Origin of the sequence: Mesorhizobium sp. M4B.F.Ca.ET.203.01.1.1 (genome assembly GCF_004791025.1) — a bacterium.
Lineage (GTDB): Bacteria > Pseudomonadota > Alphaproteobacteria > Rhizobiales > Rhizobiaceae > Mesorhizobium > Mesorhizobium abyssinicae.
On the sequence record NZ_SRUO01000008.1, the window covers coordinates 24,911 to 40,136 of the forward strand.

12 protein-coding genes are annotated in these 15,226 nt (G+C 65.2%); 6 read left to right on the top strand and 6 right to left on the bottom strand.

Features of this window, described 5'->3' with window-relative positions; all coding sequences use genetic code 11:
* Entirely contained in the window at positions 1-288 is a 288-nt protein-coding gene (locus EN846_RS18475) for a succinate dehydrogenase assembly factor 2 (RefSeq protein ID WP_127394212.1), read from the bottom strand.
* A gap of 92 nt (positions 289-380) precedes the next feature.
* Between EN846_RS18475 and recG the strand changes: the two genes are divergently transcribed.
* Positions 381-2,489, top strand: a complete 2,109-nt coding sequence (recG, locus tag EN846_RS18480) for an ATP-dependent DNA helicase RecG (RefSeq protein WP_135913943.1) — start codon at positions 381-383, stop codon at positions 2,487-2,489.
* Here the strand turns inward: recG and EN846_RS18485 are convergent.
* From EN846_RS18485 to EN846_RS18505, 5 genes are all read right to left on the bottom strand, one after another.
* Positions 2,441-3,196, bottom strand: a complete 756-nt coding sequence (locus tag EN846_RS18485) for a DUF502 domain-containing protein (RefSeq protein WP_127392441.1) — start codon at positions 3,194-3,196, stop codon at positions 2,441-2,443. The two genes, recG and EN846_RS18485, sit on opposite strands and share 49 nt — an antisense overlap.
* A 93-nt stretch (positions 3,197-3,289) precedes the next feature.
* On the bottom strand, positions 3,290-5,113 hold the full coding sequence (gene glmS, locus EN846_RS18490) for a glutamine--fructose-6-phosphate transaminase (isomerizing) (RefSeq protein WP_127392442.1): 1,824 nt from the start codon (positions 5,111-5,113) through the stop codon (positions 3,290-3,292).
* A 188-nt stretch (positions 5,114-5,301) separates the two neighbouring features.
* Complete coding sequence (gene glmU / locus EN846_RS18495; RefSeq protein ID WP_127392443.1) at positions 5,302-6,660, bottom strand: bifunctional UDP-N-acetylglucosamine diphosphorylase/glucosamine-1-phosphate N-acetyltransferase GlmU; 1,359 nt, start codon at positions 6,658-6,660, stop codon at positions 5,302-5,304.
* 152 nt (positions 6,661-6,812) lie between these two features.
* Positions 6,813-7,304 (bottom strand): nuclear transport factor 2 family protein, encoded by a 492-nt coding sequence (locus EN846_RS18500; RefSeq protein WP_245493484.1) that lies wholly within the window; start codon positions 7,302-7,304, stop codon positions 6,813-6,815.
* Positions 7,305-7,328: 24 nt separating this feature from the next.
* Positions 7,329-8,075: a cytochrome c biogenesis CcdA family protein gene (locus tag EN846_RS18505; protein WP_127392444.1), complete on the bottom strand. Its 747-nt coding sequence runs from the start codon at positions 8,073-8,075 to the stop codon at positions 7,329-7,331.
* 185 nt (positions 8,076-8,260) lie between these two features.
* Here EN846_RS18505 and EN846_RS18510 point away from each other — a divergent pair, with 185 nt between their 5' ends.
* The 5 genes from EN846_RS18510 to EN846_RS18530 all read left to right on the top strand — a co-directional run bounded on the left by EN846_RS18510 (position 8,261) and on the right by EN846_RS18530 (position 15,224).
* Positions 8,261-8,638 carry a hypothetical protein gene (locus tag EN846_RS18510; RefSeq protein WP_127283342.1) on the top strand — a complete coding sequence of 126 codons (378 nt, stop codon included), beginning with the start codon at positions 8,261-8,263 and terminating at the stop codon, positions 8,636-8,638.
* Between the two features lie 311 nt (positions 8,639-8,949).
* Positions 8,950-11,556 (top strand): type I DNA topoisomerase, encoded by a 2,607-nt coding sequence (topA, locus tag EN846_RS18515; RefSeq protein ID WP_127283341.1) that lies wholly within the window; start codon positions 8,950-8,952, stop codon positions 11,554-11,556.
* Between the two features lie 3 nt (positions 11,557-11,559).
* Positions 11,560-13,860: a ribonuclease R gene (gene rnr / locus EN846_RS18520; RefSeq protein ID WP_135858393.1), complete on the top strand. Its 2,301-nt coding sequence runs from the start codon at positions 11,560-11,562 to the stop codon at positions 13,858-13,860.
* Positions 13,860-14,312, top strand: coding sequence for a DUF983 domain-containing protein (locus tag EN846_RS18525; RefSeq protein ID WP_128347116.1), 453 nt, complete (start codon positions 13,860-13,862; stop codon positions 14,310-14,312). Before rnr ends, EN846_RS18525 begins: the two co-directional genes overlap by 1 nt.
* Before the next feature lie 180 nt (positions 14,313-14,492).
* Entirely contained in the window at positions 14,493-15,224 is a 732-nt protein-coding gene (locus tag EN846_RS18530; RefSeq protein ID WP_245511281.1) for an NUDIX hydrolase, read from the top strand.
* Positions 15,225-15,226 lie beyond the last annotated feature (2 nt).

A 15,226-nucleotide genomic window follows, 5' to 3' on the forward strand; every position in this document is an offset into this window, starting at 1 on the left:
TCAAAATGTCATGGTGTGGCGCGACGCCAGGATCTTTCGCAGCACCGCGCAATCGATATCGGGCGGAACCGGGCGCTCACCGGTGATCAAAGGCAGGAATTCGGTGTCGGGAATGTCGAGGAGCCTCTCATATTGGTCGATTTCCTCGCCGGTCAAGGCGCCGATCTCGGCATCGGCGAAGGAGCCGAGGATAAGGTCCATCTCGCGCATGCCGCGATGCCAGGAGCGGAACAGGAGCTTGCGGCGGCGGGCATCCAGCCCCTCGCTTGATCGTTTCGTTCCGGTCATGGCGCCGCGTCCCTGTCTGAAGCGGCGCATATAGCGTGGATAGAGCGCGGTGTCAGCCTTGCGCAATGGCCGTCGCGACATAAGCTGACATCATGCGTCCCTCCCTCCTCGATCCGCTGTTCGTCCCGATCACCTCGCTTGCCGGCGTCGGGCCGAAGGTTGGCCTGCTGATCGAGAAGGTCGTGGCCGCCGATCTCGGCGACCGCGCCGCGCGCGCCGGCGATCTTCTGTTCGTGCTGCCCCACACCGTGATCGACCGCCGCAACCGACCGGGCATCGCGCTCGCCGCCGAAGGTGCGATCGTCACGCTCGACGTGCGCATCGACCGCCACCAGCCGCCGCCGCGCGGCAACCGGTCGGTGCCGTACCGTGTCTACGCCCACGACGACACCGGCGAGATCGCACTGACCTTCTTCCATGCCCATGCTTCCTATCTCGAAAAATCGATGCCGGTGGGCGAGCACGTCGTCATCTCGGGCCGCATGGAGTGGTTCAACGGCCGCCCGACCATGGTCCACCCCGACCATATCGCGCTCGCCGGCGAGGCCGAAAACCTGCCGCTGGTCGAACCGGTCTATCCGCTCACCGCCGGTCTCTCAGGCAAAGTGCTGCGCCGCGCCATCGGCCAGGCGCTCGGCCGCTTGCCGGAACTGCCGGAATGGCAGGACGACGCCTTCATGCGCCGCCAGACCTTTCCCGCCTTCGCCGACGCGCTCACCCGCATCCATTATCCGGCGGACCCGATCGACGTCGCCATAGAGGGGGCGGCGTGGCGACGCCTCGCCTATGACGAGCTGCTCGCCGGCCAGGTCTCGCTCGCTTTGGTGCGAGCCAGGATCCGCCGCCTGTCCGGCCGGCCGCTGACCGGCGACGGCAGCATCGTCGAAAAGCTGCGCGAAGCGCTCCCCTACTCGCTCACCCCGTCGCAGGAATTTGCGCTCGCCGAAATCCTTGCCGACCTCGCCGACCCCGAGCGCATGCTGCGGCTGCTGCAAGGCGATGTCGGCTCGGGCAAGACGGTCGTAGCACTGCTTGCCATGGCGCGCGCCGTCGAGGCAGGCGGCCAGGCGGCGCTGATGGCGCCGACCGAAATCCTGGCGCGTCAGCATCTGGCGACCATCGCGCCGCTGGCGGAAAAGGCAGGCCTGCGCACCGCCATCCTCACCGGCCGCGAGAAGGGCCGCGAACGCACCGAGACATTGGCTGGGCTGGCCAGCGGCGAGATCGACATCGTCGTCGGCACGCATGCCCTGTTCCAGGAATCGGTGGCGTTCCACGATCTCGTCCTGGCCGTCGTCGACGAGCAGCACCGTTTCGGCGTCCACCAGCGGCTGGCGATCACCGCCAAGGGCGACGCGCCCGACATGCTGGTGATGACGGCAACGCCGATCCCGCGCACGCTGGTGCTGACCGCCTTCGGCGACATGGACGTCTCCAAGCTCACCGAAAAGCCGGCCGGCCGCCAGCCGATCCGCACGGTCACCTTGCCGCTGGAGCGGCTGGACGAGCTGGTCGGCCGCATGCGCGACGCCGTCGCCGATGGCCAGAAGATCTACTGGATCTGCCCGCTGGTCGAGGAATCCGAGGAGATCAAGCTGATGTCGGCGGAGGATCGCTTTGCCTCGCTGAAGCCGCTGTTCGGCGACCGCATCGGGCTGGTTCACGGCCGCATGAAGGGCGCCGAGAAGGACGAGGCGATTCGCGCCTTCAAGCAGGGCGAGACGCGCATCCTGATCGCAACCACCGTCATCGAGGTCGGCGTCGACGTGCCGGACGCCACGATCATGGTCATCGAGCATGCCGAGCGCTTCGGCCTTGCCCAGCTCCACCAGTTGCGCGGCCGGGTCGGGCGTGGCGACAAGCCCTCTTCCTGCGTGCTGCTCTACAAGGATCCGCTCGGCGAGACGGCGAAACGCCGCCTGTCGGTGATGCGCGAGACCGAGGATGGCTTCCGCATCGCCGAGGAGGATCTCAAGCTGCGCGGCGAAGGCGAATTGCTGGGCACCCGCCAGTCCGGCACCCCCGGTTTCCAGGTGGCGCGCATCGAGGCCCATGCCGACCTGCTGGAAGCCGCACGCGACGATGCCCGTCTGATCCTGTCGCGCGATCCGGAACTGCAGTCCGAGCGCGGCGAGGCGCTGCGCCTGCTGCTTTACCTGTTCGGCCGCGACGAGGCGGTGCGTTTGTTGCGCGCTGGTTGAGCGGCCCCAAGCGCCGGATTGGCAAGCGAGCCTTCGATTTGCTCGCCGTTCAACGTCACGAGCTTGGTCTTGACCTCCGGCGCCACCAGACCGGCCGAAACGATCAGCTTGGCGCCGTCTTCGATCGTCATGTCGAGCAGCACGATCTCGGATTTCCGCACATACATCAGGAAACCGGTGGTCGGGTTCGGCGTGCACGGCATGAACACGGCGATCAGCGGGTCGCCTTCATGATTGAGCTTCTGGTTGATCTCGGTTTCCTTCTCGCTGGCGATGAAGACCAGCGACCAGACGCCCTTGCGCGGATATTCGACCAGCCCGACCTGGCGGAACATGTCGCCCTTGTTCGACAGCACCGTCTCGAAGATCTGCTTCAGCGAGCGATAGATGCCGCGCACCAGCGGCATGCGGCCAAGCAGCCGCTCGCCGAAATTGACGATGGCGCGGCCGACGATGTTGGCGGTCATGAAGCCGATCAGCGTGATCAGCACCAGCGCGACGATGAGACCGAAGCCGGGCACCGGAAACGGCAGATAGGTGTCCGGGCTGTAGCGCAGCGGGATATAGGGCTTCACCCAGGAATCGACCCAGCCGATGAAGGACCAGGCGATATAGGCGGTGATCGCCAGCGGCGCGCAAACGATGAAGCCCGTCAGGAAATAGTTCCTGAGCCGGGTCATGCCTGAGGTCTTCGGGGCGTCGGACATGGATCACCGCAGCGCAGGTTGCGCCGCAACATTAGTGAACCACAACGCGGTTTGGAACTGCGAAGTTTTTAAAGAGCGTGCGTTGGCGAGCGCCTATTCCACCGTCACCGATTTCGCCAGATTGCGCGGCTGGTCGACGTCGGTGCCCATGAACACAGCGGTGAAATAGGCGAGCATCTGGATCGGCAGCGCGTAGATGATCGGCGAGATGATTTCCGGCACGTCGGGCAGCACGATCGTCTCCATCGTCTTGATGCTCGCCTGCGCCGCGCCCTTGCTGTCGGTGATCAGGATGATCTTGCCGCCGCGCGCCGCCACCTCCTGCATGTTGGAGACCGTTTTTTCGAAGATGCGGTCGTGCGGCGCGATGACGATCACCGGCATGTTCTCGTCGATCAGCGCGATCGGCCCGTGCTTCAGTTCGCCGGCGGCATAGCCCTCGGCATGGATATAGGAGATTTCCTTGAGCTTGAGCGCGCCTTCCATGGCGAGCGGGAAATTGGTATCGCGGCCAAGATAAAGCACATCCGAATAGCGGGAGAGCTCGCGCGAGATGCGTTCGATCTGGCCGTCCAGCTTGAGCACCTGGTTGGCGAAGCGGGGCGCCTCGGAGAGCTCGCGCACAAGCGCCTTCTCCTCGTCGCGCGAGATCGTGCCGCGCGCCACGCCCGCCCGCACCGCAAGCGACGCCAGCACCGACAGCTGGCAGGTGAAGGCCTTGGTCGAGGCGACGCCGATCTCGGGCCCGGCCAGCGTCGGCAGCACCACATCGGACTCGCGCGCCATGGTCGATTCGCGCACGTTAACGACCGCGCCGATCTTCATGCCGGCCTTGCGGCAATAACGCAGCGAGGCCAGGGTGTCGGCGGTCTCGCCCGATTGCGAGATGAAGAAGGCCGCGTCGTTCGACGACAGCGGCATCTCGCGATAGCGGAATTCCGAGGCGACATCGATGTCGACCGGCAGCCGCGCATAGCGTTCGAACCAGTATTTGCTGATCAGCCCGGCGAGATAGGCGGTGCCGCAGGCCGAGATCGCCAGCCGGCCGATCTTGGCGAAATCGAACGGCAGTTCCAGCGGCTTCGAGACGCCGGAGACGAAATCCACATAATGCGCCAGCGTGTGCGAGATCACCTCCGGCTGCTCATGGATTTCCTTTTCCATGAAATGGCGCCGGTTGCCCTTGTCGACCATGAAGCCGGTCGACAGCGACTGCTGGCGCTTGCGGTCGACCTTGTTGCCGTCCATGTCGAAGATGGCGACCTCGTTGCGGCGCACCACCGCCCAGTCGCCGTCCTCCAGATAGGTGATCGAGTTGGTGAAGGGCGCCAGCGCGATGGCGTCGGAGCCGAGGAACATCTCGCCGTCGCCATGGCCGACGGCGAGCGGCGGGCCGTTGCGAGCGCCGACGATGAGGTCCTCGTCGCCCTTGAACATGATCGCCAGCGCGAACGCACCTGAGAGCCGCTTCAGCGCCTGGTGCGCGGCCTCGACTGGCTTCAGCCCCTTGGCAAGCTCGCGCGCCACCAGATGCGCGACGACCTCGGTATCGGTCTGCGAGGAAAAGTTGTAGCCGTCGCGGGTGAGCTCGTCGCGCAATTCGGCGAAATTCTCGATGATGCCGTTGTGAACGATGGCGACGCCGTCGGAAAAATGCGGGTGCGCGTTGGTCTCGTTCGGCACGCCATGGGTGGCCCAGCGCGTGTGGCCGATGCCGATCGTGCCGTCGAGCGGCTCTTCCTTCAGCCGGCGCTCGAGGTTGACCAGCTTGCCCTCTGCGCGGCGGCGGCCGAGCTCGCCATTCTCGATCGTAGCGACGCCGGCCGAGTCATAGCCGCGATATTCGAGCCGCTTCAGCGCGTCGACGATGAGCGGCGCCACCTGCTGTTGGCCGACAATTCCGACGATGCCGCACATGGCCGTTACCCCCGATTCCCCATGGAAAACCAGCGTTATCTAGGGATTGCCGGCCTGCCGTGAAAGTCACTTTGCGTTTCGTTCCGTGTCACCGGAACGGTCATTTTTACGCATGCACCATGACAGACCGCTCTTGCAATCCGATTACTGCAATCGTTCGCCTTTTCAGGCCACCGGTCTGACGGAATTCACTTTTTCCTCGCCGCCGCGGCCGAAGCAAAACGCTCGCGTATTTCCTTGCCCTTGCCCGGAATTGTCTTCTGGCGGGCGCGGCCGAAGGCCAGCGCATCGTCGGGCACGTTTTCGGTGAGGACGCTGCCGGAGGCGATGTAGCTGCCCTTGCCTATCGTGATTGGCGCCACCAGCGAGGAATTCGAGCCGACAAAGGCGCCCTCGCCGATGTCGGTGAAGAATTTCGAGTAGCCGTCATAATTGCAGGTGATGGTGCCGGCGCCGATATTGGCGGCAGCACCCACGCGCGCATCGCCGATATAGGTCAGGTGGTTGACCTTGGCGCCCTCCTCGACGGTCGCCTGCTTGACCTCGCAGAAATTGCCGACCTTGGCCTTTTTCCTGAGATCTGTCCCCGGCCGCAGCCGCGCGAACGGTCCCACCTCGCAGTTCTCCGCGATTGTGGCGCCCGTCATATGGCTGAAGGCATGGATCGTGGCGCCGGTGGAAATCTTGACGCCCAGGCCGAACCAGACATTGGGCTCGACCACCGTATCGGCGCCGATTTCGGTGTCGTGCGAGAAATAAACCGTTTCGGGCGCGATCAGGGTGACCCCTGAGAGCATAGCCTCGCGCCGCCGGCGCGCCTGCCAGATGCCTTCCGCCTCGGCAAGCTCGGCCCGGTTGTTGATGCCGAGCGCGCTCTCGAAACTGGCTTCCGTCGCCACCACATCGAGGCCTTTGGCACCGGCGATCTCGACGATGTCGGTCAGGTAGAACTCGCCCTTGGCATTGGCATTGCCGACCTTGTCGAGCAGCTCCAGCGCGCTCCTGCCGGCGACGGCCATCATTCCGGCATTGCAGAAACCGATCTTCTTCTCCTCGTCGGAACAGTCCTTCTCCTCGCGGATGGCGACCAGCCGGCCGCCCTTCTCGATCAGCCGGCCATAGCCGGTCGGATTGGGCGGACGGAAGCCGACGACGACGACCGCGGCACCTTCCGCCAGCTTCTGCCGCGCGACGGCAAGCGCTTCCGGATCGATCAGCGGCGTGTCGCCGAACATGACGAGAATATCGTCGTAACCCTTTGATATAGCAGCGCGCGCTGCAAGCACGGCATGCGCGGTGCCGAGACGCTTCTCCTGCACGAAAGTCTCGGCGTTCGGCGCGAATTTCTGCGCCGCCTTGCGCATTTCGTCCGCGCCATGGCCGATCACCAGCGCCAGGTCGCCGCTGCCGGCGGCTTCCGCCGCCTTCACCACATGGGCGACCATCGGCAGCCCGGCGATCGGATGCAGCACCTTGGGCAGCGCGCTCTTCATGCGTGTGCCCTCGCCGGCGGCAAGGATGACGGACAGGCAGGATCTCTGGCTCATGAAAGGGCAACCATATGAACAGGGTCGGGAATCAAGGCATATCTAGCATCAGCGCCCATGCTGCACCAATGCGGTTAAATTCCGGTGAGACGGCGGATCTGCCCACTCGTGATCAGCGCATCTCAAGGCGTGATCCAGCAGACAACATACCGCTACAACAGACCGTATTTGCTGAATTCCGCCTGCTCATCGCCGGCGATCCAACCAAACACTTTCAGGCGGCCGTCGCGTCTTTCTACAAGATAGTTGACCTCGAAATCGATGGTCAGACGATCCTTGTTCTTGCGTTCGTACTCGCCCGACCATTGCACCTTGGCAACGCAATGGTCCTGGTCGATGGGCGTCACCGAGACATCGGCACAAATCATCTTCTTGCTGCCGATCGCCCGATAGGCCTCGAAGCCCTTTTTCATGACGTCCTTCAACTCCGCGCCATTTTCGCCAACGATGACCCCTGCCGGCGTCACGGAGACAAAGCCGGTCGAGTAGATGTCGGCGACGTCGTCCAGATCGACGGTGCCCGCGATCGCGTCGTTGTAGACCTTCTCATACGTCTTGAAGAACTCTTGCAGATCCGCCCTGGATACCATTCTCGCCTCACCGTCGCGCTTGCGCACGAGCCTGCAACGCGGGCTTTCCGGCATCGTTCCGCGTTGCGGACGATAGAGCTACCCCAACTGTCCCAGGCCCGGGAAATTTTCCAGCAGCCAGTAGGACGCGCTCTGCACGCCGCCGGTCAGGAAAAACACGCCGGCGACGACCAGCAGTGCGCCGATCGCCTGTTCGACGCGACCGAGATGGACACGGAATCTGGCGAGGAAGCGCATGAAGGCGCCGGAAAACAGGGCGGCGATCAGGAACGGGATGCCGAGCCCGAGCGAATAGGCGGCGAGCAGCAACGCGCCCTCGCCCACCGTCTCGCGGCCGCCCGCCAATGTCAGGATCGGACCCAGAACCGGTCCGATGCAAGGCGTCCAGCCGAAAGCGAAGGCCAGTCCCATAATGTAGGCGGCGACCAGGCTGGCCGGCTTGCCCTGCGACTGGAAGCGCGCCTCGCGCGACAGAAGCGGAATGCGAAGGATGCCAAGGAAGTTGAGCCCCATCAGGATGATCAGCGCGCCGGCCACCATCGCCAGCGGTTCCTGCCACAGCCGCAGCAGCCGGCCGATCGTCGAAGCGCCGGCGCCGAGCGCCACAAACACGGTGGAGAAACCGAGCACGAAGGCGATGGAGGATGCAATCAGCGCGCCACGCGCGCCGGCCCTGGCGGTGGCGCCGGCATCGCCGCGGAAATCGTCGACCGAAACGCCGGCCATGTAGCAGAGATAGGGCGGCACCAGCGGCAGCACGCAAGGCGACAGGAACGAGATCGCCCCCGCTCCGACCGCGCTGACATAGCCGATATCCAATGCCATTCCTGGTGCTCCAGAACGTTATGGCGCTGATATAGCGAGACAAAGGCGCGTCTGCCAATCACCATCACGTGGCAAGTCGCCGCTCCGCTTTCGAAGAATTGGAAGAAACGGCGCCACGAATGCGTTGACCAGAACGAGGCCGCGATTTCCGCACGCTTCATTTGGATCACGACAGGGAGGTTGTCATGAAGTCGATCATTGCTGGATTGGCCGCGCTTTTACTCGGTGCCACGGCATCCCAGGCCGCCGAGGCATGGAAGGAAGCCGAGGTCGGCGGCACGAAAATCTACACCGACGCCATGGGCATGACGCTCTACACCTACGACAAGGACGAGAAGGGCAAATCGAACTGCTACGACAAATGCGCCACCAACTGGCCGCCCCTGAAGGCCGAGGCCGGTGCCAAGGCGGACGATGAATGGACGATTGTCGACCGCACCGACGGCACCAAGATGTGGGCCTATGACGGCAAGCCGGTCTACACCTTCATCAAGGACAAGAAGGCCGGCGACGCGACGGGCGACGGCGCCTCCGGCGTCTGGCACATCGTCAAGGCCGACTGAATTTCCGCCCCGAGACATCGGCCGGCCGCCGGACAAGGTCTGGATCACCCGGCGGCCGGTTTCCGCCATTGCCGCGCCTTGCGACTCGCTCGAATCGACCGGGTCGTTCCACTGGCTCGATGCTCGAACGGCCCTCCTCGAAATTATGTGGTCCTCTCCATACACTCTAAGAGCGTATTGCCGCGGACGTCTCCGCATTTTGGCCGCCTGCCCTTGACCGATTGCAAAAGCACGGCCATGTGAGCGACGAAAAAGAACGCGTCGCGCGCGGCGGGAATTCTTCCGCTGGCCCATAGCTGATATGAGACCTCATGGACGTCGTCGTCGTCGAATCGCCGGCCAAGGCAAAGACAATCAACAAATATCTCGGCAAGAACTATAAGGTCCTGGCCTCGTTCGGCCACGTCCGGGATCTGCCGGCCAAGGACGGCTCGGTGCGCCCCGACGAGGACTTCGCCATGTCCTGGTCGGTCGACACCGCCTCAGGCAAGCGGCTTGCCGACATCGCCAAGGCGGTCAAGGACGCCGACGGCCTCATCCTCGCCACCGACCCGGACCGCGAGGGCGAGGCGATTTCCTGGCATGTGCTGGAAGTGCTGAAGCAGAAGCGCGCGCTGAAGGACAAGCCGGTCAGCCGCGTCGTCTTCAACGCCATCACCAAGTCTTCGGTGCTGGATGCGATGGCCAATCCGCGCCAGATCGACGCGCCGCTGGTCGATGCCTATCTCGCCCGCCGTGCCCTCGACTATCTGGTCGGCTTCACGCTGTCGCCGGTGCTGTGGCGCAAGCTGCCCGGCGCCCGTTCCGCCGGCCGCGTCCAGTCGGTGGCGCTGCGCCTGGTCTGCGACCGTGAATCCGAGATCGAGCGCTTCATCCGCGAGGAATACTGGCAGATCGCCGCCATCCTCGGCACGCCGCGCAACGAGAATTTCGAGGCGCGGCTGACCGCGTTCGAGCGCAAGAAACTGCAAAAACTCGACATCGCCAACAAGGCGCAGGCCGACGACATCAAGGCGATGCTCGAAGGAGCCACCTTCAAGGCGCTGTCGGTCGAGGCCAAGCCAACCAAGCGCAACCCGGGCCCGCCCTTCACCACCTCGACGCTGCAGCAGGCCGCCTCGTCGGGCCTCGGCTTTTCGGCCACCCGCACGATGCAGGTGGCGCAGCGGCTCTACGAAGGCATGGACATTGGCGGCGAGACCGCCGGCCTGATCACCTATATGCGAACCGACGGCGTGCAAATGGCGCCCGAGGCGATCGACGCCGCCCGCGATGCCATCGTCAGCGAATTCGGCGCAAAATACCTGCCGGAGAAGCCGCGCTTCTATACGACCAAGGCCAAGAACGCCCAGGAAGCGCATGAGGCGATCCGCCCGACCGATTTCAAGCGCACGCCGGCTTCGGTCCGCCAATATCTCGATGCCGACCAGGCCCGCCTCTACGAGCTGATCTGGAAGCGCGCCATCGCCAGCCAGATGCAGCCGGCCGAGATCGAGCGCACCACGGTCGAGATCGAGGCGGTCAACGGCGCCCGCACCGCCGAGCTTCGCGCCGTCGGCTCGGTCGTGCGCTTCGACGGCTTCATCGCCGCCTATACCGACCAGAAGGACGAGGACGCGGAGGACGAGGAAAGCCGCCGCCTGCCCGAGATCCGCGCCGGCGAGCAGCTTGCCCGCCAGGCGATCAACGCCACCCAGCACACCACCGAGCCGCCGCCGCGCTATTCCGAGGCGTCGCTGATCAAGAAGCTGGAAGAGCTGGGCATCGGCCGCCCGTCGACCTACACGGCGATCCTGAAGACGCTGGAGGACCGCGACTACGTCACCATCGACCGCCGCAAGCTGGTGCCGCAGGCCAAGGGCCGCTTGCTGTCAGCCTTCCTCGAGAGCTTCTTCGAGCGCTATGTCGAATATGATTTCACTGCCTCGCTGGAAGAAAAGCTCGACGAGATTTCCGACGGCAAGCTCGCCTGGAAGGACGTGCTGCGCGACTTCTGGAGGGATTTTTCCGGCGCGGTCGACGACATCAAGGAACTGCGCGTCACCGACGTGCTCGATGCGCTCAACGACGAGCTGGCGCCGCTGGTGTTCCCGGCGCGTGAGGACGGTTCGAACCCGCGCATCTGCCCGAAATGCGGCACCGGCAACCTGTCGCTGAAGCTCGGCAAATTCGGCGCCTTCGTCGGCTGCTCGAACTATCCCGAATGCTCCTTCACCCGCCAGCTCGGCGATGCCGCCAATCCCAATGGCGAGAACGGCAATGGCGAGGACGGCACCAGGCTGATCGGCAAGGATCCGTACACGGCGGAAGAGATCACGCTGCGCAGCGGCCGTTTCGGCCCCTATATCCAGCGCGGCGAAGGCAAGGAGGCCAAGCGCTCCAGCCTGCCCAAGGGCTGGGCCGCCGAACAGATCGACCATGAAAAGGCGCTGGCGCTGCTGGCGCTGCCGCGCGACGTCGGCAAGCACCCTGAATCCGGCAAGATGATCTCGGCCGGGCTGGGCCGCTATGGCCCCTTCGTGCTGCATGACGGCACCTACGCCAATCTCGACAGCATCGAGGACGTGTTCTCGATCGGCCTCAATCGCGCCGTCTCGGTGATTGCGGAGAAGCAGTTGAAGGGCAAGGGCGGCCGCAACGGCGCAACGCCCGCGGCGCTCAAGGATCTTGGCGACCACCCCGACGGCGGCGGCAAGATCGTCGTGCGCGACGGCAAATACGGGCCCTACGTCAACTATGGCAAGGTCAATGCGACGCTGCCCAAGGGCAAGGATCCGCAATCGGTGACGGTCGAGGACGCCCTGGCGCTGATCGCCGAGAAGGAAGCCAAGGGCGGTGGCGGCAAGAAGCCGTTCCGCAAGGCGGCAGCGGCCGGCAAGCCGGCCGCCAAGAAATCCCCGGCCAAGAAAAAGGGATAGGGCGTGGCGCGCAGGATCTCCGGACGAAGCCACGGCGATCCGCGCACCGCCGACACGAGGGCCAAGGTCCGGGACGACTACCGCCCGTCGCGCGAAGAGATCCTGCGCTACATCGCCGAAAATCCGGACCGTTCCGGCAAGCGCGAGATCGCCAAGGCGTTCGCGCTGCGCGGCGACGACCGTATCTGGCTGAAGGATCTGTTGCGCGACCTGCAGGACGAGGGCCTGCTGACCAGGGAACGCAAGCGGCTGACCCGCGCCGGCGCCCTGCCCCATGTCGCCGTGCTCGACATTTTCGGCCGCGACGGCGACGGCGTGCTCCTGGCGCATCCGAGCGAATACAGCGGCGCCGGCTCGCCGCCGGTCGTCTCCATCCGCATTTCGCGTGGAAGCAACGGCCCGGCGCCCGGCATCGGCGACCGCGTGCTCGCCAAGACCTTCCCGACCGACGATCCGGCCGGCCCCGCCTATACCGGCCGGGTGATGAAGATCTTCGAGAAACGCAGCGATGCCGTGCTCGGCGTCTTTCGCGTCCTCAAGGACGGCACCTTGCGCATCGAACCGGTGGAGCGGCGCCAGCCCGAACTGATCGTCGACAAGGAGTTCCAGAACGGCGCCAGGAACGGCGACCTGGTCGAGGTCGAGCCCGCGCGGGCGTCCCGCTACGGGTTGCCGCGCGCCAAGGTCCTGGCGGTGCTGGGCTCGCTGACCAGCGAGAAGGCGGTCTCGATGATCGCCATCCACGCGCATGACATCCCGCACATCTTCCCGGCCGACGTCATCGCCGAGGCCGATGCGGTGAAGCCTGCGGCGCTTGCCGGCCGCGAGGACTGGCGCGAGCTGCCGCTGATCACCATCGACCCGGCCGACGCCAAGGACCATGACGACGCGGTCTTCGCGACGCCCGATACCGACGAGAAGAACCCCGGCGGCGTGCTGGTCACCGTTGCGATCGCCGACGTCGCGGCTTACGTCCGCTACGGCACCGCGCTCGACCGCGAGGCCCTGAAGCGTGGCAATTCGGTCTATTTCCCGGATCGCGTGGTGCCGATGCTGCCGGAGCGCATCTCCAACGATCTCTGCTCGCTGCGCGAGGGCCAGGACCGGCCGGCGCTTGCCGTGCGCATGACGTTCGCGGCCGATGGCCGCCAGCTGCGCCATTCCTTCCATCGCGTCATGATGAAGTCGGCGGCCAAGCTCGCCTACCCGCAGGCGCAGGCGGCGATTGATGGTATGCCCGACGACAAGACCGGGCCGATCCTCGATACGGTGCTGAAGCCGCTATGGGATGCGTATGCGGTGCTGAAGCGCGGCCGTGACGGCCGCCAGCCGCTGGAACTCGACCTGCCCGAGCGCAAGATCCTGCTCAAGGAGGACGGCACCGTCGACCGCGTCGTCGTGCCGGAACGCCTCGATGCCCACAAGCTGATCGAGGAGTTCATGATCCAGGCCAACGTCGCGGCCGCCGAAACGCTGGAGGCGAAGCGCCAGGCACTGGTCTACCGCATCCATGACGCGCCCTCGCTCGCCAAGCAGGAATCGCTGCGCGAATTCCTGGCAACGCTCAGCCTGTCGCTGGCGCGCGGCGCGCAGATGCGGCCCGCACAGTTCAACGGCATCCTCGAGCGCGTGCGCGGCGCCGACAATGAGGCGCTGGTCAATGAGGTGGTGCTGCGTTCGCAGAGCCAGGCCGAATACTCGCCGAAGAATATCGGCCATTTCGGCCTCAACCTGAAACGCTACGCGCATTTCACCTCGCCGATCCGCCGCTATGCCGACCTCATCGTGCATCGCGGGCTGATCGCCGCGCTCGGTCTTGGCCCGGGCGGCCTGACGCAGCAGGAAGCCGATCGGCTGGAAGAGGTGTCGGCGCTGATCTCCGCCACCGAGCGCCGCGCCATGGCGGCCGAGCGCGACACGGTCGACCGGCTGGTCGCCGCCCATCTCGCCGAGCATATCGACGACCGTTTCGACGCGCGCATCTCCGGCGTCACCAAGGCGGGACTATTTGTCCAATTGCCGCAGTACGGCGCGGATGGTTTCATCCCCGTGTCAAGCCTTGAAGGCGATTACTATATATACGACGAAACCGCCCGATCGCTTTTCGGAGAACGCACCGGCAAGGGCTACCAGCTTGCCGACCGCGTCGAGGTCCGATTGGTCGAGGTCGCGCCCATGGCCGGCGCGATGCGTTTCGAAATGCTGACCGATCCGAAGCCGCTGCCCGGCTCCAAACGGTCGTTTCACAAGGCCAAGGGCCGCGCCCGCGCGTCGCAATCGCGCCCACGCGGCAGGAGACGGTGATGGCAAGGCAATTGCAGATGGAAGACCAGGTTTTCGGCGGCGAGCATCATTCGGGCCGCGTCGCCCGCCCGCTGTGGACGGCGATGAAGCGCGGCCTGCTCGGCCGCTGCCCGCATTGCGGCGAAGGCAAGCTGTTCCGCGCCTATGTCAAGACCGTCGACAAATGCGAGCATTGCGGCGAGGAACTCTACCATCACCGCGCCGACGACCTGCCCGCCTATCTGGTGGTGGTCATCGTCGGCCATATCGTGCTTGGCGCGTTCATGGGGGTCGAGGCGACCTCCACGCTCTCCACCTGGCAGCACATCCTCATCTGGGTGCCGCTGACCATCCTTCTGGCGGTGGTGCTGCTGCAGCCGGTCAAGGGCGCCGTCATCGGCCTGCAATGGGCGCTCTATATGCACGGCTTCGGCGGCGAAGAGGACGTCATCGAGCATCACCCCGAGGCCTGACGTCGCGGCTGGCGCAATCGGCGATGTCCGAACGCCACTTTCGCATGCGGCAAGTTTCCGCTAAAGCGCCTCGCAAATGAACGGGTTCACGCGACGCGCTTCAGATCTTTGCTTTCATGCATGTCATCGTCCCCCAGACCGCCACGGCGTCTGGGCGACATGCATCAGCTTGGGGACCGAATGAACAAGGCGAACGTCGACAAGCTTGAGCCAAGCGCTGCCGCGCCCGCCGGCAAGCGGTTGCGCCCGCGCGATGCCGCGACGCTGATTCTGCTCGACCGCAAGGGCAGCGAGGTGCTGGTGCTGATGGGCCGGCGCCATGCCGGGCACGCCTTCATGCCCGGCAAATTCGTCTTTCCGGGCGGCCGCACCGATCCGGCCGACGGCCGCATCGCCGTTGCCACGGACCTCCACCCCGAGGAAGAAGCCAACCTGACCGCGGGCCTCGGCCGCACCAGCCAGGCGCGCGCACGCGCCATCGCGCTGTCGGCCATCCGCGAGACCTATGAGGAAGCCGGCCTGCTTATCGGCCGCAAGGGCGCCTTCACCACTGCCAGGCGCGACTGGCAGGGCTTTGCCGAGCATGGCGTCGTGCCCTCGCTGGAAGTGCTGCGCTTCATCGCCCGCGCGATCACGCCGCCGAACCGGGTGCGCCGCTTCGATACCCGCTTCTTCAGCGCCTGGCGCAGCGACGTCGCCATCGAATTGCCGGATGGCGGCCCGACCAACGAGTTGGAGGAACTGGTCTGGCTGCCGCTCGCCAAGGCCCGCGAGGCCGATATACCAGACATCACCCGGATGATCCTCGACGAGCTGGAAAAGCGGCTCGCCGACGATCCGCTGCTGCGCCCCGGCGGCGCGGTGCCGCTCTACCGGCGTGTCCGCAACCACTTCACCCGCGAAATCCTCTAGGC

Coding starts and splice junctions, on each gene's coding strand:
- EN846_RS18485 (WP_127392441.1), bottom strand. CDS start 3,196: ATGTCCGACGCCCCGAAGACCTCAGGCATGACCCGGCTCAGGAACTAT.
- EN846_RS18530 (WP_245511281.1), top strand. CDS start 14,493: ATGAACAAGGCGAACGTCGACAAGCTTGAGCCAAGCGCTGCCGCGCCC.
- EN846_RS18525 (WP_128347116.1), top strand. CDS start 13,860: ATGGCAAGGCAATTGCAGATGGAAGACCAGGTTTTCGGCGGCGAGCAT.
- EN846_RS18475 (WP_127394212.1), bottom strand. CDS start 288: ATGACCGGAACGAAACGATCAAGCGAGGGGCTGGATGCCCGCCGCCGC.
- glmU (WP_127392443.1), bottom strand. CDS start 6,660: ATGAGCCAGAGATCCTGCCTGTCCGTCATCCTTGCCGCCGGCGAGGGC.
- topA (WP_127283341.1), top strand. CDS start 8,950: ATGGACGTCGTCGTCGTCGAATCGCCGGCCAAGGCAAAGACAATCAAC.
- EN846_RS18510 (WP_127283342.1), top strand. CDS start 8,261: ATGAAGTCGATCATTGCTGGATTGGCCGCGCTTTTACTCGGTGCCACG.
- glmS (WP_127392442.1), bottom strand. CDS start 5,113: ATGTGCGGCATCGTCGGAATTGTCGGCCAACAGCAGGTGGCGCCGCTC.
- recG (WP_135913943.1), top strand. CDS start 381: ATGCGTCCCTCCCTCCTCGATCCGCTGTTCGTCCCGATCACCTCGCTT.
- EN846_RS18505 (WP_127392444.1), bottom strand. CDS start 8,075: ATGGCATTGGATATCGGCTATGTCAGCGCGGTCGGAGCGGGGGCGATC.
- EN846_RS18500 (WP_245493484.1), bottom strand. CDS start 7,304: ATGCCGGAAAGCCCGCGTTGCAGGCTCGTGCGCAAGCGCGACGGTGAG.